Annotated in this window: 32 protein-coding genes; 17 read left to right on the top strand and 15 right to left on the bottom strand. The window is 43.1% G+C overall.

From position 1 onward, the window contains the following. The first annotated feature begins 38 nt into the window (after window positions 1-38). Entirely contained in the window at window positions 39-1,055 is a 1,017-nt protein-coding gene (locus tag HG547_RS13915; RefSeq protein WP_169548160.1) for a hypothetical protein, read from the top strand. A 183-nt stretch (window positions 1,056-1,238) separates the two neighbouring features. Here HG547_RS13915 and HG547_RS13910 read toward each other — a convergent pair whose 3' ends face one another. The 13 genes from HG547_RS13910 to HG547_RS13850 form a co-directional block, all read right to left on the bottom strand. Next, entirely contained in the window at window positions 1,239-2,423 is a 1,185-nt protein-coding gene (locus HG547_RS13910) for a phage integrase Arm DNA-binding domain-containing protein (RefSeq protein WP_169548159.1), read from the bottom strand. Further along, window positions 2,413-2,643: an excisionase gene (locus tag HG547_RS13905; protein ID WP_012088952.1), complete on the bottom strand. Its 231-nt coding sequence runs from the start codon at window positions 2,641-2,643 to the stop codon at window positions 2,413-2,415. Before HG547_RS13905 ends, HG547_RS13910 begins: the two co-directional genes overlap by 11 nt. Then, window positions 2,640-2,996: a hypothetical protein gene (locus HG547_RS13900; RefSeq protein ID WP_169548158.1), complete on the bottom strand. Its 357-nt coding sequence runs from the start codon at window positions 2,994-2,996 to the stop codon at window positions 2,640-2,642. The genes HG547_RS13905 and HG547_RS13900 overlap by 4 nt, the downstream gene beginning before the upstream one ends. Window positions 2,997-3,174: 178 nt before the next feature. Next, window positions 3,175-3,483 (bottom strand): hypothetical protein, encoded by a 309-nt coding sequence (locus HG547_RS13895; protein WP_169548157.1) that lies wholly within the window; start codon window positions 3,481-3,483, stop codon window positions 3,175-3,177. Window positions 3,484-3,486: 3 nt separating this feature from the next. Then, window positions 3,487-3,807 (bottom strand): hypothetical protein, encoded by a 321-nt coding sequence (locus HG547_RS13890; protein ID WP_169548156.1) that lies wholly within the window; start codon window positions 3,805-3,807, stop codon window positions 3,487-3,489. Continuing rightward, window positions 3,804-4,412: a hypothetical protein gene (locus HG547_RS13885; RefSeq protein WP_169548155.1), complete on the bottom strand. Its 609-nt coding sequence runs from the start codon at window positions 4,410-4,412 to the stop codon at window positions 3,804-3,806. Before HG547_RS13885 ends, HG547_RS13890 begins: the two co-directional genes overlap by 4 nt. After that, a complete protein-coding gene (locus tag HG547_RS13880) occupies window positions 4,409-4,639 on the bottom strand; it encodes a hypothetical protein (RefSeq protein WP_169548154.1) in 231 nt (76 codons plus the stop codon). Before HG547_RS13880 ends, HG547_RS13885 begins: the two co-directional genes overlap by 4 nt. Continuing rightward, window positions 4,636-5,475 (bottom strand): DNA adenine methylase, encoded by an 840-nt coding sequence (locus tag HG547_RS13875; RefSeq protein WP_169548153.1) that lies wholly within the window; start codon window positions 5,473-5,475, stop codon window positions 4,636-4,638. The genes HG547_RS13880 and HG547_RS13875 overlap by 4 nt, the downstream gene beginning before the upstream one ends. After that, window positions 5,472-5,750, bottom strand: a complete 279-nt coding sequence (locus HG547_RS13870) for a hypothetical protein (RefSeq protein ID WP_169548152.1) — start codon at window positions 5,748-5,750, stop codon at window positions 5,472-5,474. Before HG547_RS13870 ends, HG547_RS13875 begins: the two co-directional genes overlap by 4 nt. After that, window positions 5,751-6,026, bottom strand: a complete 276-nt coding sequence (locus HG547_RS13865; protein WP_169548151.1) for a hypothetical protein — start codon at window positions 6,024-6,026, stop codon at window positions 5,751-5,753. Then, window positions 6,023-6,673 carry a hypothetical protein gene (locus tag HG547_RS13860; protein WP_169548150.1) on the bottom strand — a complete coding sequence of 217 codons (651 nt, stop codon included), beginning with the start codon at window positions 6,671-6,673 and terminating at the stop codon, window positions 6,023-6,025. The genes HG547_RS13865 and HG547_RS13860 overlap by 4 nt, the downstream gene beginning before the upstream one ends. Window positions 6,674-6,709: 36 nt before the next feature. Further along, window positions 6,710-7,057: a hypothetical protein gene (locus HG547_RS13855; protein WP_169548149.1), complete on the bottom strand. Its 348-nt coding sequence runs from the start codon at window positions 7,055-7,057 to the stop codon at window positions 6,710-6,712. A 41-nt stretch (window positions 7,058-7,098) separates the two neighbouring features. Further along, a complete protein-coding gene (locus tag HG547_RS13850; protein ID WP_169548148.1) occupies window positions 7,099-7,449 on the bottom strand; it encodes a hypothetical protein in 351 nt (116 codons plus the stop codon). 517 nt (window positions 7,450-7,966) lie between these two features. Here HG547_RS13850 and HG547_RS13845 point away from each other — a divergent pair. From HG547_RS13845 to HG547_RS13835, 3 genes are read left to right on the top strand one after another with little or no spacing between them, the layout of a single operon-like run. Beyond that, window positions 7,967-8,968, top strand: a complete 1,002-nt coding sequence (locus tag HG547_RS13845; protein ID WP_169548147.1) for an SMEK domain-containing protein — start codon at window positions 7,967-7,969, stop codon at window positions 8,966-8,968. Further along, window positions 8,965-9,201 (top strand): ABC-three component system middle component 6, encoded by a 237-nt coding sequence (locus HG547_RS13840; RefSeq protein WP_169548146.1) that lies wholly within the window; start codon window positions 8,965-8,967, stop codon window positions 9,199-9,201. Before HG547_RS13845 ends, HG547_RS13840 begins: the two co-directional genes overlap by 4 nt. Beyond that, a complete protein-coding gene (locus HG547_RS13835) occupies window positions 9,173-10,903 on the top strand; it encodes a DUF2326 domain-containing protein (protein WP_169548145.1) in 1,731 nt (576 codons plus the stop codon). Before HG547_RS13840 ends, HG547_RS13835 begins: the two co-directional genes overlap by 29 nt. Before the next feature lie 87 nt (window positions 10,904-10,990). Here HG547_RS13835 and HG547_RS13830 read toward each other — a convergent pair whose 3' ends face one another. After that, window positions 10,991-11,683, bottom strand: a complete 693-nt coding sequence (locus HG547_RS13830) for a helix-turn-helix transcriptional regulator (protein ID WP_169548144.1) — start codon at window positions 11,681-11,683, stop codon at window positions 10,991-10,993. A 105-nt stretch (window positions 11,684-11,788) separates the two neighbouring features. Here HG547_RS13830 and HG547_RS13825 point away from each other — a divergent pair, with 105 nt between their 5' ends. The 4 genes from HG547_RS13825 (at window position 11,789) to HG547_RS13810 (ending at window position 13,562) form a co-directional block, all read left to right on the top strand. Next, window positions 11,789-11,992: a Cro/CI family transcriptional regulator gene (locus HG547_RS13825; protein ID WP_169548143.1), complete on the top strand. Its 204-nt coding sequence runs from the start codon at window positions 11,789-11,791 to the stop codon at window positions 11,990-11,992. 31 nt (window positions 11,993-12,023) lie between these two features. Then, on the top strand, window positions 12,024-12,680 hold the full coding sequence (locus HG547_RS13820; RefSeq protein WP_169548142.1) for a hypothetical protein: 657 nt from the start codon (window positions 12,024-12,026) through the stop codon (window positions 12,678-12,680). A gap of 75 nt (window positions 12,681-12,755) precedes the next feature. Further along, window positions 12,756-12,998 carry a hypothetical protein gene (locus HG547_RS13815; protein WP_169548141.1) on the top strand — a complete coding sequence of 81 codons (243 nt, stop codon included), beginning with the start codon at window positions 12,756-12,758 and terminating at the stop codon, window positions 12,996-12,998. A 48-nt stretch (window positions 12,999-13,046) separates the two neighbouring features. Beyond that, the gene (locus tag HG547_RS13810; protein ID WP_248278750.1) at window positions 13,047-13,562 is read left to right on the top strand and encodes a hypothetical protein; all 516 of its coding nucleotides are present in this window, start codon (window positions 13,047-13,049) and stop codon (window positions 13,560-13,562) included. On the opposite strand, the gene HG547_RS13805 is transcribed toward HG547_RS13810, so the two are convergent. Then, window positions 13,544-13,807: a hypothetical protein gene (locus HG547_RS13805; protein WP_169548140.1), complete on the bottom strand. Its 264-nt coding sequence runs from the start codon at window positions 13,805-13,807 to the stop codon at window positions 13,544-13,546. The two genes, HG547_RS13810 and HG547_RS13805, sit on opposite strands and share 19 nt — an antisense overlap. Before the next feature lie 156 nt (window positions 13,808-13,963). Between HG547_RS13805 and HG547_RS13800 the strand changes: the two genes are divergently transcribed. The 9 genes from HG547_RS13800 to HG547_RS13760 all read left to right on the top strand — a co-directional run. After that, window positions 13,964-14,683, top strand: coding sequence for a helix-turn-helix domain-containing protein (locus HG547_RS13800; protein WP_169548139.1), 720 nt, complete (start codon window positions 13,964-13,966; stop codon window positions 14,681-14,683). Then, window positions 14,680-15,345 (top strand): replication protein P, encoded by a 666-nt coding sequence (locus HG547_RS13795; RefSeq protein WP_169548138.1) that lies wholly within the window; start codon window positions 14,680-14,682, stop codon window positions 15,343-15,345. The genes HG547_RS13800 and HG547_RS13795 overlap by 4 nt, the downstream gene beginning before the upstream one ends. Beyond that, a complete protein-coding gene (locus HG547_RS13790) occupies window positions 15,332-15,589 on the top strand; it encodes a hypothetical protein (RefSeq protein ID WP_248278749.1) in 258 nt (85 codons plus the stop codon). Before HG547_RS13795 ends, HG547_RS13790 begins: the two co-directional genes overlap by 14 nt. Next, on the top strand, window positions 15,590-16,840 hold the full coding sequence (locus tag HG547_RS13785) for a tyrosine-type recombinase/integrase (RefSeq protein WP_169548137.1): 1,251 nt from the start codon (window positions 15,590-15,592) through the stop codon (window positions 16,838-16,840). Window positions 16,841-16,906: 66 nt separating this feature from the next. Continuing rightward, on the top strand, window positions 16,907-17,125 hold the full coding sequence (locus HG547_RS13780; protein ID WP_169548136.1) for a helix-turn-helix transcriptional regulator: 219 nt from the start codon (window positions 16,907-16,909) through the stop codon (window positions 17,123-17,125). Next, window positions 17,112-17,477, top strand: coding sequence for a hypothetical protein (locus tag HG547_RS13775; RefSeq protein WP_248278748.1), 366 nt, complete (start codon window positions 17,112-17,114; stop codon window positions 17,475-17,477). Before HG547_RS13780 ends, HG547_RS13775 begins: the two co-directional genes overlap by 14 nt. Before the next feature lie 463 nt (window positions 17,478-17,940). Beyond that, window positions 17,941-20,250, top strand: coding sequence for a type I secretion system permease/ATPase (locus HG547_RS13770; RefSeq protein WP_282433145.1), 2,310 nt, complete (start codon window positions 17,941-17,943; stop codon window positions 20,248-20,250). Continuing rightward, on the top strand, window positions 20,247-21,656 hold the full coding sequence (locus tag HG547_RS13765) for an HlyD family type I secretion periplasmic adaptor subunit (RefSeq protein ID WP_169548135.1): 1,410 nt from the start codon (window positions 20,247-20,249) through the stop codon (window positions 21,654-21,656). The genes HG547_RS13770 and HG547_RS13765 overlap by 4 nt, the downstream gene beginning before the upstream one ends. Before the next feature lie 30 nt (window positions 21,657-21,686). Next, window positions 21,687-24,194, top strand: a 2,508-nt coding sequence (locus tag HG547_RS13760; protein WP_282433144.1) for a calcium-binding protein, incomplete at its 3' end; no start/stop codon positions are given.

The following is a 24,194-nucleotide window of genomic DNA, read 5'->3' as shown; positions in this document are numbered from 1 at the left end:
ACTGATTATTAATAGGCAATAACACCAAGGAGTAGGTTTTGGTTGATATTCAATTTAGTGAACATTCTTTGAAGCAACGCTTGGCTAAAATCTTAACGGTTCCCAAATGGACTAAGCAGCCCATTGTCACCGCTAAAGCGTTTTTGCAAAGTTTAACCATTGCCCAGCGCTGTTATCTATTAGCATTAATTGCATTATTGCTATTTCAGTCAGATATTTGGCTGGCCGCTATTATCACTGCGGTTGCGTTAATCATTGAGTTTTGGCCAAAATTTGCAATGGCGTGGCATTCCTTGGCTGGAAAAGCCATTTTCCTACTCTTTTATGCTGTTATTGCCAACTTTGCCTTGGCCGCCAGTGGTAGTGTGGTTAATGAAATCACAGGTGTTTCAGCTTCACATTTGTCTTACACCCACAACTTTGCCATTTTGCTGTATTTACCCATTTGGTTCGTGTGTATTTCTATTCTCGCGTTACTGCTTCTGCAAATTGTGATCCCTTGTTATTTATTGTTCCATATCGGTTTACGGATTTTAGGGTTAGAGACCAACCAACAGGACAATAAAAAACGCTTTGTGGTAACAACGGCATTTTTACGTATGGTGTTATCTGTGGTGTTATTAATGAATCTTGTTGCCATCTCCGATGGTGAAACTTTATTAGAGAACGTTGCGAACAAAATACAAAAAAATGAAAAAGTGAGTCTTGCAAACACTGTTGTTGAAGTCAAAATAACCGAAAAAGCCCAGACTGAAGCAGAGAAAGCGGCTAATGATCTCACCATGCAATCTGCTGATGGCACTATCGAATCCTTAAGAACTTTTGGGCACACATACTACAAGGGGATCCGAGAATTAATCGCGTTATTTGCCTATAAGTTTGAGGCCGATGGCCGTAGTCGTTGTGAAAAATTAGCCAATTCTGTGGTGGTTGAGTTAAACGATTACGAAATACTGGAAATCACCGAGTCTGCTAACGAGAAATACGGTTATCATTTTGAAGTGAAAAAATGTATTTCTCCCGCCTTTGGGCAAATCGCATCACCCCCTAAATAGCACTGCCAGAGGATGCTAAGTTGTTAGAAGATAAAGCGTTAAAAGCAAAAAATATAAGACGAATTTTAATGGTCTGTATGGGGAATATCTGCTTTAAGTTTAACTTATTGTAATTATTAGATAAAAACCTCTCTCCAAAATCACTCCAAAATTCCTCTCCAAAACGCAGTGTGTTTTCTGGTGTTAAATCACTAGCTCTATCCACATCTGGCCACGTATATCATGATATGCAGCAGTGGTTCGCGGGTCTTTGTGACCAAGTAAGATTTGAGTGTCGATTCCCTGACCTCTATAGAGTCTTTCTGAAAGTGATCGCAATTCGTGAAAGGTCGTTGTCGATGGACCAAGCTCGTCTCGGCATTCAGAAAAGCGCTTGGTAATGGTATCAACAAACACTTGCCCACCTATGGTTGCACCTCTAATACCGTGTTGATGGTGGATCAGGTATTTAGATACACAGCGGCTACGGCACGATAAAACAACGTTGCCAATGCTCAAATCTAACGCCTCAAGTTTAAGTCCCAACGGCAGCTTGAGCATCGTTGAGGTCTTCTGCTGAAACACATGCAACCATTCGCCTTCAACGTAGGAGTAGGGCGGCTTCGAACTGTTTCCTGTTTTCCAATTTTGATACAGTTTTTCCCAATCGTTGCCCTTTTTAAATTGCATGTTAGCGATATCAACGCGGCGCTGCCCAGTCACCAATGCGAGCAGAATGGTATTTTTAACCCACGGCTCTTTGGTTTCGGCAACCGTGAGGATTTGTTTCACGGTTTCTAGTTCAAGCCGATCCCGAACAACGTTTACCCGTGGGGATTTTGTTGCTGATGCGGGATTTAATCCTCCGGTGATTTCTCCCGCTTGAGCGGCTTCTTTGAAAATATCAATAAGTACTGATCTCACCGCCTGCGCAGTTCTTTCTTTTCCTTGCGCTCTTAAAGACTGCATCAGCTCGTAACAGTCTTTGGTTGATATGTCTTTGAGGGGAATATTGCCCATCGCTTTTATAGCAATCGTCGCCTGAGACTTACGGGTTTTAAACGTGTTGAGTCTGATCTCGCCGTTATTTAATCTATCGCCCTGGATAGCAATGTATTTTTCAACCCACTTTTTAAAGGCAATGCCATGTTGTGCCACACGTTCCGGCCTAGCGTTATAGTTATCGATAAACGCACTTGCAAGTTGTTGAGCAATTAACAGATTTAATGCGCTTGCTCGTTCTTTTGCGATGGTTCTATCTTTACCTAGCCCTCTAAAGGCACCATTGCGGGGATCTCGGTACTGGTAATAAACTTCACCATTGCGAGCGTCTTGCCGGCAATAAAGGTTTTCTACACCTAGGTCGAACTTACGTGGTCTAGCCGCCATTGAGGATTCTCCTGATAACAGGGTCGCTTATATCACTGACCACAACCTGAGTCGGGTCTACGTAAATCGCATTGGATTTAACCGCCCAGCGTCTACCGAGCTTAATTGGTCTTGGGACAATGGACCCTGACTTTGCCCAAGCCTGCAAAGTCGCTTTTGATACAGAGAAGGCGATATGCATTTTCGCCCAATCTTCAAGGGTAATATATTGCTCGATCATATCGGACTCCTGATTAAGTCAGCGCCCGCATTGTTGCAGTGTTCATCATCGTGCCTTACTTGCTTTAAACAGCCTTCATCCTCATCTTCTTGCCATTCACCAGAGTCGATTAATGCTTTGGTGCATTGACTGCAAATCTGATGGGTACGGCCGCAATGTTCGACAAAGGTTGGTCTATGCGCTTCACAGAAATAACCCTCGCAGCTGATCTCATCTTCGCCATGCATACCGCCACACGCATAGGCAAGGCCGCGGTCGATTTGTTTGTGGCAACCCGGATGATCACAGGTTGCTTCGAAGGCATAACCAATGGGTCTGCCGTTACTATCCTCACCACAATTTGACCAGCTCATTGCTTACCATCCTCAATGTAACGATGAAAATCATCCTCGCCACACGTTGCAAACTCCTTTTCGCAATGCGCCCATGAACAGACAAATTCGTTTTCGCATAGATCTGATGCGTACATCGTATTTTCACCGCCACAGTGTGGACATGAAACTATTAGCCCTGCGGGCTTTGCCATCTTCTTCATCGTTTACCACCACTTGTAATGCTTTTTTCATGACCACAAAGTTTTAGAAGCTCATTCGCATCAGTTATTGCACTATCGATTCCTAGGCATTGTGGATAGTCATTACTTAATACAAATAGGTTGGGCAGTGCTTGTGTAGATATGAAAGTTTTGAGCTTATCCACCTGCATCGCCAGTTGGCCGCGCTCAGCTGTTAGAGTGTCAATTTCTTGCGCTGCCTCAGCCGCAAGATTCTTTTCACCACGACGATATAAGTCGTCTTGATCTGTAGCGAACTGCTTTAGCCGTTCTGATAGTGAAAGCATGCTTCATGCCCCTTCCTTATCCTTCGGTGCGAAGAACAGTGCGACGGGGCCATCCTCGGTGTCGTGAATACTCAGCAAGAATGAGCCGGCCTTGTCGCAAACGGGTTGCCAATCGCTGATATCGGTGTCGCCCTCGTCAAAGTAGCGTTCGATGAGGTTTTCAGGGGCATCGAGTTCAAACCAAATCGCCACAAACTCGCCACCTTGGCGTGCAGCCCATGCTTCACACTCTGCGCGGGTCACGCCTTCGTCCCATTCGGGCATGTCTGGATGGGTCCAATAACCTTCTTCACGTTCAACTGTTGCTGCTTGTATCGGCTTCATGCTGCTTCTCCTTGGCGCAGGGCTTGATATGTTTGCCATGCGGGCAAATCAGTGTTTGATACTCGCCAATCAAGCTCGCCAGCCTTGTCATAGGCCACTGAGCCGCCATATTGAGCACCTTCAAAAGTAAATGTCGCAGTGCAATACAGTTGTGGATATGCACCGTTAAACGCCGTGAAGGTCAAATCAGGGCGCAGTGATAACAGTCGTTGCTTAAAGGCTTCGGCCTTAGCATTGTGCTGCGCAATGTCAGCTTGTTTTTGTGAATGGCACGCCGCGTTGCAATAAAACGCCTCGCCGATGCAGATTACCGCTTCAATGTCCGTCGCATTGCCTTCATCGTCTTCGGCTTTAATTGGGTTGTCGCAGTGGTAACAGGTAAAACACCAACCATCCGCCAGTAACACTTGATAAGGCACGTTGCCTTGCTCAGCGTATTGGTCATATTCAGGGCAGCGAGTCACTGACATATCATCTTCAAAGGTCAGATTGAGTTCGCCTGCACCTATGCGACGAGCGGCGGCAGCATGTTGATGAAACACTATGCACGCGGCGCCCTCGCAATGTTCTTGTACTTGAAACGCTTTTATCTTGGGTGCGTTCATGCTGCTTCTCCTTTTATCCTGAGTTTTGATTCTGCGTTGAGTGCGAATACTTCGGCGTCGGCTTGGCCGAAGTCGCTGCACTCTATGGCGTTAAATGACTTACAAATGCCCCAGCCGTGGTAATTGTTGGGGGAGTACTTCACTTCGATTTGTTGCTGATCGCACATCAAGGTGGAGTAGGGCTTAGATAATGTGACCACACCCGCTTTAGTGCTGAACGTATTCATGCCGCCTCCTTACTGGCCAGTTTTTCGCATGCATGCGGATTAACCCAAATGCACTCGGTACGCATCCCAGTTCCATTAGCTGCTGAGCAGCGTGCTTGTTTCTTGTGTAACGACCAACCCACTAAGGTGTCGTTATACAGTTCGGTTTCGTAACCGCTTAAGACCACCATGCCTTTCACATTCAGCAGTTGAGCTAGTAAGGTTTGGTGTTCTTCAAAAGACATTTCATGCTGATACACGTTTTTGTTATTGCGTAACCACTGCGTTTCTTTGACGTATGGCGGATCAACATAAAACAGCGTGTTCACCGAATCGTGCGAGCGTATGCACTCTGTTGCCTCGCGGTTTTCAATGTTGACCGCTTGCAGGCGTTCACAAACGTAAGCCAGCAGGGGCGGATATTTTGCCCACATATGCGCGCAAGTATTCGGGGCCCGTTTAGCCTCAGACCGAAAACCCGTCGGATGAAATGTCGCCGCGCCAGAACCAAAGCCCATTGCTGAACTAACCACAGTCCGTCTTGCTCGTTCGATAACGCAGTCGGTAAACTCGTACGACAGTAAAAATTCATCACGCGAATAGGGCGTTAAATGGCAAAGCTCGATCAGTTGCGCGGATAACTCACGGTTTCGTAGCACTTGAAACAAGTTAAAAATGTCTTGATCAAGGTCGTTGTACACTTCGCCGTGTGAGCGCGCCTTTTGTAGCAAAATCGAGGCGGCACCGCTGAACGGCTCCACATAGCAATGGTGCTCAGGAAAGAAAGACATAATCCATTTCGCTAAGCGGTACTTACCGCCGTGATAGCGCAGCACTGGGTTGGTTAGCTTATTCATGCCGCCTCCTTGTTTTGGTTGTCGCTTGTTTGGCTGACTTGCGAATGGCAGGGTAGGCGCATTGAGTGATATCGGTACGAATACACTATGGTGCGGTTAATGCCTTTGGCTAGGTTGATTAGGTCGTTGCCTAATGCTTGCCAGTACAGGCAATCGAGCGCGCCCAGTGCCAACGTAATTTGTACCTTGTCGCCACTCGCGGCCTTTAATCGCAGGTTCGCTTTATGGCTACGGTAATGGTTTAACAGGTGGCGAAACGCCGCGACTTGCTTCATCTAGGCCACCTTTTCTGTTTGCGGAGTTGTTTGCAGCTTGGCCCAGTAGATGGCTTTAATGGCTTCAACCGTGGCGGCGATTTGTTCTAGCTTCTTTTGCCCGCGCATAAAGTTCGATACTTCAATACCGTGGCGCGCAGCTGCGCGTTCGGCGGGTAGGGCACTGGTGTAATGTAGCGTTAATGCGGCAATGACCTCGGGCGAACTAATGCGCGTAAGTGAGAGCAGCAACTCAATGCGCCGTTTGGATTCAAAGCCAGGGAGTAAGTAGTTCATGCTGCACCGCCTGTGGTGCTGATCACCTTAAACTCAATCACCCAGACGAAAGGATTTGATAATCTGTTGCCGTATATCTTGTCCCATGCAAATAGAAAGTTATGTTTAGCATTAAACTTCCACCCCATATCTGGTACAGCTGGGTAGTCAAAACCTTCAGCTTTAGCATCTTGTTCGCTAATTTCATTCAACCGTTCAACACGAACATCGGTTATTTCTAGGATGATGCGAGCAGCAGAACGTGGCATGTGAATAGATGGTTTCCATTTTTGCTCGCCACAATCATGCGTTGCTTTGAATAACACAGCCCCATTGCTTGGGCATCCGCACGGATACTCACTGCAACCACATTCATCAGATGAATTGAATCGCCTCCAAGTCTCGCGCACCCATAGCTGATCGCCGATAGCGCCAAAAGGAGATATAAACCCTTGGTCTTCATCACTGACACCAAAAACATCATTTTTGGCAGGCTGATAAAATCCTTTCTTATCAATTACTGTTGGTGTGTACCATTCCGCTTTTGCAGAGAACGGATGCCATTCTTTATGAGGCTGCGGTTGCATTGGTCTGCGCGTTTGGGTTTTACGGCCATCAAGAATGGCGCGCACCATTTCAGTGTTGAAGATTATCGGGCGCTGTTTCATCCTGCTTTCCTTCTCTCGTTTGGTCGCTATCCGTTGTTAAGCGGCGATTTCGCCGTTGTATACTTCCCAAGCGATGATTTCTTTCTTGGTTTTGGGGTTCACTTTGCCTGTGGGCTTGCGATAGCGAATATGCAGGTCGCGGCATTTATCTTGGCGTTGTGCGAGCGCGATAAACTGGCTGCACAATGCAGGGGTAGAGAGCGAATGCGACAGCTTTTGTGGGCGCATTTTTTCGTACTTCGCTTCGGCCATTTCAGTTAGCTTGGCTTGGTACTCTGTTGGGCTAAGTTCGCGGCGGTTAGGGTAGGTGCCTTCGTGTAGGCTGCACTTTTTCGCCGCTTCTTTTCTCGCTAGAGTCATGGATACGCCGTATACAAAGAACATGGTTTCTCTCCCTCGGTTGCCGCTACAGATGCCGATAGTTGCTAATGCGCTGCCTGTGGGGCGGGCATAAGCTGATGCACATTGTTTGGGGCTTGGTCGTTGCGCCAAACGGTGATGCTGCCGTGTAAACCCTGCTTGGGTTCGGTAAAGCGCAGGCTAAAGCTGTTGCCGAGTTCGCCGGCATGGCCAAAAAACTGTTTGTGGAAGGCAGGGCTAGGGTGGTTGTAAGCAAAATGCTTTACCAGCTCGGCGCAGCGGGCTTGCACCCGTAGGCAATCCATTGGGTTTTGATGGCCTTTGGTGACGGCCATCAAGCAAGCAAAACGAATCGCTACCAGTAAACGAAACTCGTCACGCTGTTTTGCTGAGGTTTGAACTTTCGCTAGTATCATTTCCATATCCTCGGTTGTGTGTACATAAACAAGTTAAGATAACTTGACTTTTTGGTCAAGAGGATAAGTTTTAAAAACTTGACTTTATGTTTGGTTTTTTGAGATGGTGATGTTTAGAACAAGGCGTATTATTATCTTATATATTGAAATTTTTAGAGTTTTTACTATAAGTCGGATTGGGGTATTCAATAATGAACTGTGTCATCATGTTTCAGATGACATTCACTTATTGTGACCTTCGTCATGGTGATTTAGTTAGTAAGGTGATGCCCCTTAAAACTACAAAGGTTAGACTAATGTCTATTTGTGGGATTAATGCAGATGATAGTGTAGTAATGCTTTAGTGCTACTAAGCATACTTAAACAAGTCAATGTAAAGTATTGATTGCTATGAGTTGCATTGATGTTGTACATTGATTCAACTTGTTTTTATGCATGGATAAGAATCAATAATCACCAAGGTGGTAGATATGTTTAAATACTCGCGATTGAGTTATGTAATTTGGGAAGCATCTTTATGCTCTACAATCGTATAAACTTAATTGATAAAATTTCAGATGTTCTTTCTCACATTGTCGTAAAAACTAAGCTAAAACAAAAGCTGAATGATTTATCACTAAATGTGCATTCAGAGGACTTTTTTTTAGAGGTTTTTAACTATGTTTTCAGTGCAAATTATGTAAATACGAACATTGGAAATAGTAATGAAGCTTATATCGATCTAGTTGACCATAAATTAAAAAAATTTATCCAGGTCACAACTAACACTGATGCGGGAAAAATCAAAAACTCTTTCAAAATACTGAATGAAGATAAATATAAAGATTATTCAGTTTATATATACTATCTAATCGACAAGCCTGCTACATCAAAAAAAGTAGTTGAATTAATTAAAGAAAAGTATGGTATTGAAAATTTAAAAGAATATCAGCTTGATATGGGGGACTTACTAAAGTCAATCACAGCGTTACCTGAAAGTAAAATTAAAATACTTTATGAAAGATACTTCAGAGATGTCGATGAAACTTATACTGACGAAATTGTATTGCAAAATGTGATTGAACTTTTGATTAAAGATTTTAAGCAGAAAAGAATACCACATGATGCTGATTTTGTAACAACGGAATTGGATGATAAAATGCAACTTAATCGTTTAACAGTAAGAGTTAAACGTGAAATTATTCAAGGTTTAGATTATTCAGATCTTATAAGTGAATTAGAGCCTGCGATCTTAAATGACCTAACAGAACTAACTATACAGCAATGCTATAGGCCACTTCTAATTAACACTCTTCGTGGGTTTAACTGCTCATTGAGTATTCTAAATAATATGAGTGTTTTAGAATTACATGACTATAGTAAGTCTTATAATGTTGATTATAGTTATTTGATCAATAATTTAAAGCAGTCACTTAATTCAAGAATTCATAATGATAGTGCGGACCTAAATAGTGATGCAGCTATCTTGAGCATAATTTCTTTTTATTTTGAGTTATGTGAAGTGGGTGTTAAATCATGATCCTTCCAACAAAAGTAGTTAAGCCAATAGATTCATTATATTGCATTTCTGCTTATGTTGTTGATTTGCTTGATAAATATGGGGCTATGGATTTTGATGAATTACTTGATAAGTTAAATGTTATTTATCCAAAAAAAGTTAGTTTAGAACGGCTCCAACAATGTCTTGACTTTCTTTTTATTATTGGGAAATTGGAGTTAGAAGATGAAACTTTTAAAATTATATTCAGATAACCCAGGTTTTAAAAGTATAATATTTAAACCTGGCCTAAATATAGTTGCAGGTTTACAATCTAGTGCTCTCTCTACAGATTCATACAATGGAATAGGTAAAAGTAGTTCGCTTCATCTTGTACATTTAATGTTTGGTGGTAAGTTCGATGACAAAATTCCCAGTGACAGGAAGCTAAAAAAGTTTTTATCTTCATATGGTAATTTTTATTTAAATTTCAGTGTTGGTACTAGTTTTTATACTGTCAGGAAAAATTTTGCTGTAAATGATTACTTTATAAACGATGAAAAGGTGAGTAAAACTGCTTACCCTAAAAAGCTAAATGAAATATTTAATCTAGTGAATCGTATTGATTTTAATTTCAAGCCTTTATTTAATATTTTCGCAAGACGTTATTTACCTGAAAGAAGTTATTATGCAGGTGCATTAACGCAGCAAGGCCAACCGCCTCATGATTACTATCAAATGTTGTATAATTTAACATTGCTAGGGGTTGAAACAAAATTAATTAAAAAAAATAAAGTGATATCTGATAATATTTCTAAGCTCAAAAAGATTGAGCAAGAGTTGAATAAGCAAAAGTTAACAATTAATGAGGGTGATTATTTAGATTTAAAAGATGAATTAATACAACTTGAGGATGCGAAAAGTAATTTTATTATTGCTCAAAATTATGATGAGTTAAAACGACAAGCAGATATTTTAACATTTGAAATGAATGCACTGCGTAATACAATTTATTACAATGAGCGGGAAATATCAAAAAAATCACGTTTGCTAAAAGCTAGCGACCATGAAGTTGTTGATATTTCTAGAGTAGCAGAGATATATGCTGAAGCTAAATTCCATTTCAGGGAAAAAGTTGAAATACAATTAAGGCAAGCCGAAGAATTTCATCTTAATTTACAAAAGGCACGAAAAACTAGACTACAAGAACAAATAGTTTTATTGGGTGATGATATTGCTTTACAAAAGCAACTCCTTTTATCAGTCGAAAATAGAAGGGACCATTTACTAAAAGATCTTGATTCAAAAGGCGCACTTGAGGAATATAACTCAATTGTAGAACGTATTCGTACACTTGAGTCAGATATTGCAGAACTGACAAGTTATCAAACGCTTTTAGCAAAATTTGATAAGGATAAGGCAAATCTAGAGGTAGATAAGGCGACAGTAAGAGCTGATTCAGTCAAACAAATTGAAGATAGTAAGTCGTATATTGACCAAGTTGAAGGTATATTTCGGCAATTTGTTAAGAGGTTTTACCGTGGTCATGGTGGTTCACTTAAAATAACTAATTCGAAAGACGCTCAGTATTTATTTAATATTGATGTACACATACCAAAGGATGGTTCTCAAGGCATTAATGAGGTTAAAATTTTTTGCTATGACATGTTACTGTTTAGTTTAAATCCTGACTTACTAGGTTTTGTTGCTCATGATAGCTGTATTTTCTCAGGAGTAGATCCTCGTCAAGTGGCTCAAATGTTTAAAGTAGTTCTCGAAATGGTTAACGTCCATGATCTTCAATATTTTGTGAATATTAATAAGGATACATATGAGGTTCTGCTTTATGAGGTTGTCGAAGAAGGAGCAGAGTCGATTTTGACTCGTGAAGAAAGAAATATAATTAAAGCTAGTAAAGTCCTAGAGCTTTATGATGCAGATCCTAAAAATACATTATTTGGTTTTACTTTTGGTTAGTTTTATAAGTATACATTTTGGACACAGCTCTAGCACTAAGTTAATAAGTGCTAGAGTTTTTAAATTTCAGACAAGTCTTCTAGTTCATTAAATTAAAACTGAGTACCAAAATACTTTACCGATGATCTTTATTTGTTTTAGCTGCTCATGGCTGATATGTTCATCTGGCCATTCTTCTAGGTTGTAACTGCGTAGACGAATACCTCCACCAGGTAACTTGTAAAGCATTTTTACGCGCAGCATACCATCATGATTAATGGCGTACATTTTTCCATCAATAATCTCAGTGTGTGAGGTATCTACACCTACGGTTGAGCCATTTGGTAACACTGGTTCCATACTGTTGCCATTCACTTTGACACACACTGCATCGGTCGCGCTAACGCCTTGTCGCTTTAAAGTGGATTTTGCAAAGCGCAGTTTCGGACCTGTATATTCACGTATATCTGTTATACCTGCACCGGCAGCTAGCTCTACTTCCATGTAAAACGGTACCTCTACCTCATCATCACCTAATGGGCTTTCTCTGCCCCAGGTTTCAAAACCACCGATAAACTCGGCGTTTGATTCAGGCTTACTTTGCTTTTCTCCACCATACAAAAGCCATTCTGATGAGCAGTTCAACGATTTTGCCAAGGCGTAAAGATTTTCGCCCTTGGGTGAGGTTGTACCTGCTTCCCAAAGCGAAATAGTGGCTTTAGTTACACCAATCATTTTGCCAAGCGCGGGTTGAGTCAATCCCAGTGCTTTGCGTCTTTCTTTGATTCGTTCATTCATCATAGTAAAGCTATCTTAACTTGATTGGGGTCAAGTTACCTTTTCTTTGATTGACAAAATGGTATAGTTTTCTTAACTTATCTCAAGGTCACAATTTGGAGTTCGTTGATGAAAACAAAAGATGCAATCTCCCACTTTGGTAACAAATCAAAACTTGCTAAGGCGCTGAAGATTTCAAAATCAGCAATTGCCCAGTGGGGTTCTGATGTACCCGAGCTCCGCGCTTATCAAATTGAGCGCCTTACCCACGGTGCACTCAAGGTTAACCCCGTTGTTGTTTTAGATAACCCTAAGCCTTCGAGTGCGGCTTAGGTTCACTTTAGGCTTAAGGAGGAAAGGGAGCATGAAAACCAGTTCACATAAACGCGATAGCCGGTTGAGTTTGTTAATGAGGACCATCCATCGGGTGCTTGAGCTACCGAAGATGAGCCGCTTTAACTTGGCAATGGATTTTGTGGCGGCGGTTGAGCGCCTTGGGCTTACCGAAGTATTGGCCGCCGAGGGCATTAGCTTTGCGCGCACTGATGATGTGCATAACAACGCGCGGGTAAATGCGCAAAAGCTGTTCCGTTGGCTTGGGCAGTATGAGGGGCAGCATCCGCAGGTTGATCGCTTGTACCATATTGAGCAGGCATTAGTGGCGGCGTTGCCTGAGCATTTGCGGGTGCAGTATCTCAACGATGTGTTTGGCTGCACAGGGGTAACAGTGATTGCCGATCGTATGAGTGATGGCCACGTGTTGCATGTTGCCGATATGGCGGCGCAACTGACTAAAGAGAACGCCGAGGCGCAAATTGCGGTGATTCATTTAGTGGCTAACCCAAGTAAAGACGAACTTCTGCTGGCTTATAAAGAACTTAAGGAGTCGGCCGCGGTTACACAGGGAAGCATGACGGCACTTGAGTTGGCTTATCCGTTTTTGGTGGGCAAGCGGGCAACCGATTTACCCAAGTGTGCGTTACGCCAAAGCGAGAAGTTGGCCGAAGGCAGTAACGAGTAAGCCTGTTGAAGTTTGGCGACTAAGCACGGGCTTAATATCGATAGAGAGCACTTATTGAACGGTGACGGAGGGTTTATGGAAGACACCGAAGAATGGGTAATAAAAATATCGGGCGAACGGTATTTTTTCACCCGAATGGTAAACAACACGGCGGTTGAGCGTTATGCGCCTGTCTCGCAAGCGATGGCTGGTATTTATGCTGTGGCTATTGTGCAAGGTTTTCAACCACCACGTTGTTTGCACTATCGCGATAAACCAGCTGGCGCTGGTGTGCTTGGCGCAGCGGTGGGCGTTAGCGGGAATGAGCAAGCCTGTTGAAGTTTGGCGACTAAGCGCGGGCTTAATATCGATAGAGAGGGAGGAGATATGCGATTAAAAATGCTTGGTTTTATAGCGAAACTATTAGGGATTCAGTTCAAGATTAATGGGCTTCCTTATGGTGCTGCTAAACGTGGTGTGCTGAATTCGTCCGGCTTGATTAATAGCGCTTCGCCGATGTGCAACGTTGAAGTACGCCGCGATATTGCGACGCTTTATGGTTTTAGCACCTTGGATAATTTTAGTCGTGCGCAGGTTGGCCGCATTGTTGAGCTGCTGCGAACGCAACCCGAGTTAGCGGCGTTAGATAGCGCCTGCTTAGTGGAAATCGCCAACAACGTGGTGAAGCGGGTGATTTTAGGTGATGAAGCCAGCTTGATGTTACCGCAAGTGTGTGTTGATTGGTTTTTGGGTTACTTACAGATGGAAGAAATGCGTGCCGAGCGTTCGATTGCGGTAACACGGATTGACCCTGTTAATCAGGCAAAGCATATCCATCGGCGCGATATTTATTGCCAGTTACGCACGAATTTGGCGAGGGAGGTTTATGCGCGGAACAGTTGATATTCGGCAGTTGCACGGTTGCAGCCAGTAGCTTGAATGTAGACGTGGTGTTCGGTCTTTTCAGTTGTATTGAAAATGAGATTACCGCCTTCTTGTTCAAGATTGCCGAAGAGGACGTGGCTTATCTCAAAGTCGGATACGTCATCCACTTCGAGGATGCTGATATCACCATATTCAACTTTTACTGCGATACGACTGGTGTGTGGGCATATGCCAATTACGGTTCCGTGTAAGGGTTTGGGCATTTAAACATCCTGTTTAATGAAGTTGAAATAAGAAAGCCCGCTGAAGTTTGGCGACTAAGCGCGGGCTTAATACCTATAGAGAGGCGATTACATGTTACGTATACATGGGTATTTCGTCAATTTTTTGCTGGCCGTCGTTCAGTTGGGCGGTGTGCTATGAGCATGGAATTGATGGTTAAGGCGATGAAGGCCAAGGTGGGTAATCCGCTGCGTAAGCTGGTGTTGATTAAGCTGGCTGATAATGCGAATGACCAAGGCGAGTGCTGGCCGAGTTATCAGCACATTGCTGAGCAGTGTGAAATTGGCAAAAGCACAGTACGAAAACACATTGCGGAACTGGCCGAAGCTGGGCTGCTGACGATTGAGTCGCGCAAGGGCCCAAAGGGTAATCAATCCAATATTTACACGCTTACCCTATGCTATCTGGTAGCACCCCCTGTGCTACCAGATAGCATAGGTATGCCACCAGATAGCACACCCCCTGTGCCACCAGATAGCACCGGAATCAGTCACTCTTTTGAACCAGTCAATGAATCTTTAAAAGACTCTTGTCCTGCGAGTTGTTCTAAGTCGGTTTTCAATGCGTTTTTTAAAGCGTATCCGCTCCATCGAAAGGGCGGGACGGATGCGGCTGCGTGGAAGGCGTGGAAGTCGGAAAAGTTAACCGATGACGATTGTGTGTTGGCAGTGACTTGGCTGAAAAACGCTATGGAGGTTGACCCGAGTTGGGGCTTTAGCGCGAATGGCCAGTTTGTGCTTGGTATTACCAAGTTTATCCGCGAACGCCATTGGCTAACGCCGTTGCCGAGGGCCGTTGCGACTACGGTGCAAGATTGGTCTCACAGTGTGTTTAACCCAGAGGACCCGCTGATATGAAATCTATTCAATCGATTATTCGTGAAAAACCTTTGGTGGTTGGTTCGGCGGGTTTCCAATCTGCGACGCCTTCGGCGATGGATATGGTGATTGTGGATAGCGTGTTCAGCAAGCTTAGGGTGTTGTTTCCGGTTGGGGCGCCACGGCTTGAAGATGAGCCGATGCATAAGGCCGAGTGGCTTAAAACCTTGGCAGTGCAGGGAATACGCAGCCGTGAGCAGGTGCAGCTAGGCATTAACCGCGCTCGGCGTGAGCAGGGTGATAGGCAGTTTTGGCCGACGCCGCGCCAGTTTTCGCTTTGGTGCCAACCTACTGCCTGTGATTTGGGTTTACCTGCTGTTGACGCGGCTTACGCCGAGGCTAAGCGCCATTATCACCGACCTGATCGCCATGAGTGGAGCCATGATGTTGTGCGGTTGGCAACACGCGAAACGGGCAGTTGGTTGTTTGCGACGGGGATGGAGGTGGATGTGCGCGCCACTTTTGAGCGCAATTACAAGGTGCTTTGTCGGCGGTTTGCGAGTGGTGAGTCGTTTGAGGGGGAGATCCCCAAGGCTTTACCTGCTGCGGTGAGTGTGCCGGTAAGGGCGGATGAGGCGAAGTCGATTATTTCTAATCTGCGTAAGCATTTGGGACTTAAGGGGGCGAATGATGAACAGTAATTCTAACCACTCGGCTAAGCCACAGACTCGGCCATTAACTCAGCGTGAGCGCTTAATACGCATCATTACCGGGAAACGATTTTGGACCCTGTTTGAAATCCAGCAAGAGAGCTTTAACCGCTTTGGGATTCGCGACAGTGAGACGGCGTTAAGTGCGCGGTTTCGAGATATGCCAATTAAGCAGCGGGTTAAACGAATACGTTCTGGTACCCATCATACCTTTGAATATCGGTTGGAGCGGTAAATGACGAAAGTGACGACAGCCTCGGGCGTGGAGCTGGGCAAGTTGAACGATGCGGCACTGCGTCGTTGGTTACGATCAGGGATAACGCGGGACTTTCGGGACACGCAGTTTCCGGCTGTGCGTTTACGGGCCACGGCTGACCGAAGCAAAGCCTCGGTGTTTTTGGTGCTGAATGAGGGCGGTAAGACGGTTTGGCAAAAGCAAGGCGTGTGGCCAGTGATGTGTCTAAAGACCTTTTTGGCGGAGCTGCCCAGTGTGTTGGCTAAACGTAGCGTGGGCCAAGCTGTGGTGAGTAGCGAGTTTACTACGGTGGCGCAATTGTTAATGTGGTTTGTAAGCCATGTAGAAGGTAATCGCACCTTAAGTGATAGTTGGCGCAGTAACTGTAAGTCGTTGGTGAGTAAACATTTGCACGGCTGTTTTGCGGAGTTACCGCTTAATGAGCTGAACTTTATTGCGGTGGATGGCTATTTAATCAAACCGATGTTGGCGCAGGGGTATTCGGCTAATTACATCAAAGCGGCGGTGAAAGTGTTGAAACGGGCGTTATCCGTTGCGGCGGATTTGCGGCTGTTAGACTGCAATAGCTTGGCGGGGTATCGGTTGGAAATGAGTTTGAAGATGCCGCCTTTGGCGGGCACGCAATTAAGTGAGTCAGACGTTGGATCGTTATTCAATGCGCTACGTGATGCAGCAAGACCAGTGGCGATGTTGTTTATATTGATGCTGATGTTTGGTACTCGCATTGGAGAAACCCGGTTAGCCCGTTGGGACCACTTTGCTGGAGAGTATTGGTTTATACCGGCGCGGAATGCCAAGAACCGCCAAGAGCACCGTTTGCCAATGACGCCGACGGCTAAGCAGTTAATTGAACATTACGCCCAGTGGCAAAACAGGCATTTGGGGAAGCGGGCGTTTTTGTTCCCAGGGGATGTGGGGCCGGTAAGTATTCGCACTGCGCAATATTGGAGTGAGTCGATTCGGTTTAAGGCGTTTACCTCGCATGCACTTCGCAAATTGTGTCGCACCATTATTGCGGATATGGGGGTAGATACCATGGTGGGTGAGCGGATTTTGAACCACACCTTGCCGTTACTGCTCCGCACTTATGTTAACAGCACCTTAGATAAGGGCATGTTAATGGCGTTGGATGCTTACCATGCACATTTAATCTCGTTGGGGTTTGATGATGTGGTACCTGAGATTATGCGTGATTCACCCCATGAGCCGATGTTAGCGGGGTGGTTATGATGTTGGGTGTTGTGAGGTTAGATGAAGATTTGAGCTTAAGGCTGTGGCTTTCGACAAGGGGGATTTATGGCTAATCGTGCCGCGGATTTACTGAAAGTAGGACGCCGTTTACGGGGCATGACCCAAGATGAAGTGGCTGGTATTTATGGCATTAGCCTTAGCACCTATCAACGTTGGGAAAATGGTCGCACGAATGTGCCTTATGACGACGTGACATCGATATGTGTTGATGTATTTAAGCTTACGATTGAGAAGATAAGTGAGGCGGCTAATGCGGGGGGGTAACGGAGAAGGGCCAACATTGGTGATGAATATGAAGGCGTTGCGGTTAGGGTTATATCGCTGGGGCCGTTATTGGGGGTACCAAGAGTTAGGCAAGGGATTTTCTAACCGCAGTGCTTGCGACCGCTTAGGCGAAGCCTTGGGCGTGACTAACTTAAAGCATGAGTTAAACGTGCCTGCCCACGTCGCGCACTATGACCACCTCGTTGAGCAGTTATCCATAAACTGCAAACGTGCCATCCGCACCCATTACCTGTGTAAAGAGCAGTGGGCCTTAATGGGATTTGACAGCAAAAAGTCTTATATTTTTTGGCTCAGAAAAGCCGAAATGGCACTGCTAGATAGGATGAATTAGGTGCGTACATTATATATGCCTGGCGATATAAGGTAGGCCTATTACACATAGTCGATCCTCAGAAATCCTAGATAGAGGTGACAGGTCGCCTATGTGGCTTTTATGTTCCCAATTTTTGATTACTTAGTCGATTTTTGTTAAGCTTTTGATTTAAAACATTTAAATTTTATGTATTGCAATTTAGTACCTAGTAACTCACTGCTATGACAGCTTAAATTAGAGAATCTGCAACTTGTTTTGGATTTGTTTAATGTGTTACTTCCTCGCTAGCTTCCTCACGTTTTACACACTAATTTGTCGCAACTATAATATATTTTAAGTATTATCAGTCCCAATTGATACATATGTTGCCATGTTGGTGGCGAGCTTTTTCTTGTTGCTGTATGCCGTGCTTGTATTTCCATTTGATACGTTTGCATTTTAAGGTGCTTCGTATCGTTTAAATCATTCAAGGATTGAAATTTTGAGTAGTACCGTAATGGATTCTGGTCTTCATTCACTTGTCGCGATTGCGCGATTTCATCAGTTACCAGCAGAACCGGAACAACTTTTTCATGAGTTTGGTTTACCGGGTGAATGTTTCACTGATACGGAAATATTGTTAGCTGCGAAAGCGCTGACGTTAAAAGCAAAACATTTGACGTTATCCATTGCCGAATTAAAAAATGGCGTTTTACCTGCGATTGCAAAAGACAAACAAGGTCACTACTTCATCATTGCGAGATTATCTTCGGATTACCTTGTTGAGAGTGAAAATTTGACTGATGAGTCGCAACATGGTGGTGAACAAAAATCAAAAAAACAGAGCATTTTGATCCACGACCTTCGCCAAAGTGCACCAGAGACAATATCTGTAGATGATTTAAAAACTCGTTGGTCAGGTGAACTTATCGCCTTAGTTCGGCGACAAGGTTTCGGCGAGAGTTTACAGCAGAAATTTGATATTTCTTGGTTTATTCCCTCTTTAGTAAAATATAGAAAGCTTTTTAGTGAAGTGTTAATTGCTTCATTATTCTTACAAATATTTGCCTTGGTTATCCCTCTTTTTTTTCAAGTGGTGATGGATAAAGTATTAGTTCATCGGGGATTCACTACTCTTGATGTATTAGCTGTTGGCTTTTTTGTCGTGGTTGTATTTGAGGCGATATTAGGCGGTATTAGAAATTATACTTTTAGCCATACTACTAACCGTGTGGATGTAGAGCTTGGTTCGCGATTGTTTCATCACTTATTAAGTCTACCACTATCGTATTTCGAGTCTCGACAGGTTGGTCAAAATGTCGCGAGAGTTCGAGAGCTGGATACCATCCGTAACTTCATTACCGGAACTGCGCTCACTTTAGTTATAGACCTCCTGTTTGTTTTCGTGTTTCTAGCGGTGATGTGGTATTACAGCCCAACATTAACTTGTATCGTGTTAGGAAGTATTCCATTTTATGTGCTGTTATCGATATTTATTACCCCAATTCTACGCCGCCGCCTTGATGAAAAGTTTAAGCATGGTGCAGCAAATACGGCATTTTTAACTGAATCTATTACTGGTATTGGTACCGTTAAGTCGATGGCTGTAGAGCCACAGATGCGAAGAAAATTAGAAGATCATCTTTCAAGTTATGTTCATGCCTCATTTCGTAGTCAAAACCTAGGCAACATAGCAGGTCAAATCGCAGGACTCATTAATAAGCTTGTTACCTTAGGTATTATCTGGGTGGGTGCGCATTTAGTTATTGATGGGCAAATAACAGTGGGCCAGTTAGTTGCATTTAATATGCTTGCAGGTCGTGTGAGTGGACCTATTTTAAAACTGGTTCAACTTTGGCAAGACTTCCAGCAGGCAGGGATCTCGATTGAGCGTTTAGGCGATATTCTTAATACGCCTAAAGAGCCTGGCTTCAACCCCAATCGTTCGCGTTTACCCTCGCTACAAGGCGCTATTACTTTAGACCATGTTCGTTTCAGATACCGAGCCGATGGTCCAGTCATTCTGAACGAGATTAATCTCCAAACTCGCCCAGGTGAAGTGGTTGGTATCGTTGGGCGTTCAGGCTCAGGTAAAAGTACCATCACTAAATTAATACAAAGACTTTATATACCTGAATCAGGTCGCGTACTTGTAGATGGTGTTGATTTATCAATGATCGATACCGCATGGCTCCGTAAGCAAATTGGCGTTGTACTGCAAGAGAATTTTTTGTTTAACCGAACGATCCGAGAAAACATTGCATTGACTGACCCGTCAATTTCAATGGAACGTGTTGTGGCAGCAGCGAAAATGGCGGGTGCGCATGAGTTTATCGTGGAGTTACCTGAGGGATATGACAACATTGTGGGTGAGCAGGGCAGTAATTTGTCCGGAGGACAGAGACAAAGACTGGCGATTGCCCGCGCGCTGATAGGTAATCCTCGGATTTTGATTTTTGATGAGGCGACCAGTGCCTTAGATTATGAGTCAGAGCGTTTAGTGCAAGACAATATGGCGCGGATTTGTAAAGGTCGAACGGTATTTATTATTGCCCACCGACTAACCACTGTGCGCCAATGTGATCGCATTATCGTGATGGATAAGGGGCGGATTGTTGAGCAAGGCGATCATCAAGGTTTGATTACGTTAAATGGCTATTATGCCAAATTATACAGCTATCAAAGTCACACACCTAATTTACATCCAGTGGAACCCGAAGCAACGTCTATGCCTAAGGGCCGAGTCGCCTCTAATGGTGAGGGAGCCATGCTGGAGCCTTCAGGGTTACAGCATGCCGAGGATAGATCATGAATGCTTGGGCAATTTTCAAAGATGCATGGAAAAATCGAGACAAGTTAGGTGATGGAAATAATAGTCGTGACTTAGCCGCATTTTTGCCAGCGGCACTCGAAATACAAGAAACCCCACCCAATCCATTAGCACGTAAGTTGGCTTGGAGTCTGCTAATTTTGCTAGTAATAGGGATTACTTGGGCCTGTTTAGGTGAAGTTAATATTGTAGCCTCTGCGGAAGGGAAAATTATCCCGAGTTCTAAAGTAAAACAAATTCAGCCGTTAGAAAAAGCAGTTGTGAAAAATATCTTGGTCCATGAAGGCCAATATGTTCAACAAGGTGAGCCATTAATTGAATTAGATAGCACATTGACGTCAGCAGATGCGAAGCGTCTAACGAGCGAGCTACATTCTGCAAGACTGAGTTTAGCAGGAAGCCAAGCTTTGTTAGCTATGTTAACTAGAGACATTAATTTAAATAATACAGAAATATCCTCTTTAATTTTTCCTGAGGTGGAGAACGCATCACAGATCGAGATAGATCTACATAAGCGCTTAATATGGCAACAATGGCTGCAATATCTGGCTCAGTGGCGGATGCTCCAGAGTAATTTATTACAAACACAAGCAGAACAAGCTGCCAGTGGAGAGGTAATTTCGAAGCTAGAGCAAATCCTACCCATTATTACGAAGCGAGCTAGTACTATGAAGCAATTGCATCGTCAAAATTATGCTTCTGAAAATGATTTTTTGTCACTGGAGCAGGAGCGTATTCAGTATACCCATGACTTAGCTGCTGAGCGTCAGAGACTTAAGCAACTCGAAGCGTCTGAATCGGAAGTACGACAACAATTTAATACGTTAAAAGCCCAAACATCGGTCACTGAACTGACCAAAATTCAGCAAATTCAACAGCAAATTACCTCATTAAGAGAAGAGTTAGCCAAAGCCATTGATAGAAATCAAAAACAAATCCTCTATGCCCCTGTTTCTGGGCAAATTCAAGAGTTAATAATCGGTACTATTGGTGGCGTTGTGACTGAGGCGCAGCAATTGATGTTAATCGTACCTGATGAGGTGCAACTTGAAGTTGAAGTATTTTTGGATAATCAGGATATAGGTTTTGTACGTGAATACATGCCAGCAGAAATCAAAATTCATACCTTTCCCTTCACTAAATATGGCGTGATCGATGGAGATGTTTTGTCCGTTTCGAATGATGCTACGCTTGATGAGAAGCGGGGGTTGATCTACGGTATGCGCCTAAAAATGAAACAGAGTACCATTATGGTTGATGGTAAAGAGATTAAGCTGATGCCGGGTATGGCTGTTACGGCTGAAGTGCAAACGGGTAAGCGACGTATTATAGAGTTTTTTATGGCTCCTTTGCTTAGATATAAGCAAGAGAGCATTAGAGAGAGATAGTTAATTATTTACTTAATAAGGATGTTTTAAATGAACTTTGTAGCCCCTCAAATAAGCAACACTGGTGTTAACTGGAGCAGTCCTGAAGGAGAGTCTTTTAGGTTAACTACTGACGGCATGGTTGAGATAACAAAAGCTGACGGAAGTATAGTTCGGGGGAAACCAGATGCTGATGGCAATTTTATAGTTGATCATGGAGGAAGTACTTCTGAAACGATTAAAGGGGGGCCTAATGTCGTAATACCTTTAGTGGGAGGAATGAAAGTAAGTGTAAATACTAATACTGGAGAATATTCATATACAGCTTACGCAAGTGCTCCTACCAGTAGATTTATTGGTCCTGGTATAGAGGTAATGATTAATGGGAATTTTAAAACTGGTATCAATTCTATCCAGTTGAGTGCGAATATAGCGGCAAACCTTGGTGTCTTAAATGGTAAAATTGCAATAGGACTTAGTGTTGATAAAAATGGGGAAATATCAACATTAGGGAGTTTGAGTTTAAGTGCTTTTATAAGTTCTCAAGACCTACTTAGTTTTAAAGATAAGTTGGAAATAAATCCTAATAATTGGTTAGAAAATGATGGGATTTTTGGTGATGGATTGTTAGGTAATGCATATCAACTTTTAGCTAGTAGGCAGATGTATCTTGATGGAATGATTAGTGGCGCTATACCAGAGGGCATTTCTCACCAAGAGTGGTTAGATAGAATCAATGCCGCTGCAGAATTAAAAATCGACCCAAATATTCAAATAGATGCAAATGCAATCGAACAGTCGATCGTTCGTCGTGACCCACTCGTATTTGACCTTGATGGCGATGGAATAGAAACAGTTTCTTCTGATGCTGGGATTATATTTGATCATGATGGAGACGGTATAAAACACGGTACTGGCTGGGTTGGTGCGAATGATGGTTTATTAGCATTGGACATTAACGGTAATGGAATTATTGATTCTGGCAAGGAGTTATTTGGTGATAATACAGTACTTAGTAATGGTGAGAAAGCACGAGATGGGTTTGCAGCATTACGAGATTTAGATATTAATGGTGATGGTGTAATTGATAATAATGATGTTATTTATGAAAAACTTAAAATTTGGCAGGATATTAACCAAGACGGCATTAGTCAAGCGTCAGAAATTAAAAGCCTAGCAGAATTAAACATAAAATCTATTGCTCTTAATGATACTTCACAACTAAATAAAACTCAAAATGGCAACGTTATTTCTCATGTATCCAATTATTTTGATACTGAAGGTAAATCGCATGTTTTGGGAACATTAGATTTTTCATTTAACGGATTCTATCGAGAATTTAATCCTATAGAAATAAGTGAATCTGCTAAAGGAGTTGTCGATTTCAAGGGCTCTGGTGGTGTTAGGGATCTTCGCGAGGCTGCGACGAAAAACTCCTCTTTATTGGATGTATATAACAAATTCTCTTCTGCTGAAAGTAGAGATGAGCAAGAAGTTTTAATAGACGAATTAATTATGGAATGGGCTAGTTCTGAAGATAACTTTAACCTTTCACATATGCATTCGACTATTGAGGCTGTGCTCGAAATAGGACATGGGTATACAAATAATGGCAATGATGGTAGTGCTATATTCTTAAATTCTTCACAATATTATCAAAGACACTCTGAACTTATTGTAAGTAATTTAGGTGAGTTAGCAATTGAGTCAAGTAACGAGTTTAAAAAGGATTATTTTTCGAAAGCTGGCCAAATAGTAATCGAAAATATGCCTGTTGACAGTTACGAAAGAATGCTTTTTATTCTTGAATTATTTAATGGTAGAAATATTAGAGCTGGACAAGGGACACTTCTCCCACAGGTTAGTAGTCAAGCTCATGATCAAATTAGAAATGCATATGAAAATTTAAAGGAGAACATATTCAGCTCATTAGTTTTCTCTACGAGGCTATCTCATATCTCAGATGCAATCTTAGTAAGATTTGATTCAAATAAAATTAGTTATGACATGAGCCTGTGGCAGGCTGAATTAATTAAATTAATAGAAAGCGAACCTGTTTCAGGTATAAAAGATGTACTTAGTGCGTTAGATTATTACCAGCCATACATTAGTCAAAGCACATGGAGCAAAGGGGCTTTTATATCACTATTGTTGAGTGATATTTTGCCTGAAATAGTGCCTGATAATAATATTTCTGATTTATTTCCTAGTGAGTTTGTTCAGGAGTTAATCGAATCGCAAGAAACCATTATTTTAAAAACGAATACACAAGTTGCAGTTGGTAGTGATAGTTCGGATACGATAAAGGCTGCCGCAGGCACTAATTCAGATCTTATTATTTTAGGTATGGATGGTGACGATATTTTGTATGGTAGTAACGGGAACGATCATTTAGAAGGTGGGCGAGGTGATGATCTTCTATATGCAGGCCTTGGTGCTGATTCATTATTCGGAAATGAAGGCAATGACACCTTGTCTGGCCATTACGCGAGTAACAATCTGCTGGATGGTGGTGAGGGGGACGACACGCTGAAGTTGAACTCGTTAGTGAGTAATGCA

Source organism: Shewanella sp. DNRA4, from assembly GCF_012843185.1.
Classification (GTDB): Bacteria; Pseudomonadota; Gammaproteobacteria; order Enterobacterales; family Shewanellaceae; genus Shewanella; species Shewanella xiamenensis.
This window is presented reverse-complemented; position numbering and strand designations above follow the sequence as displayed.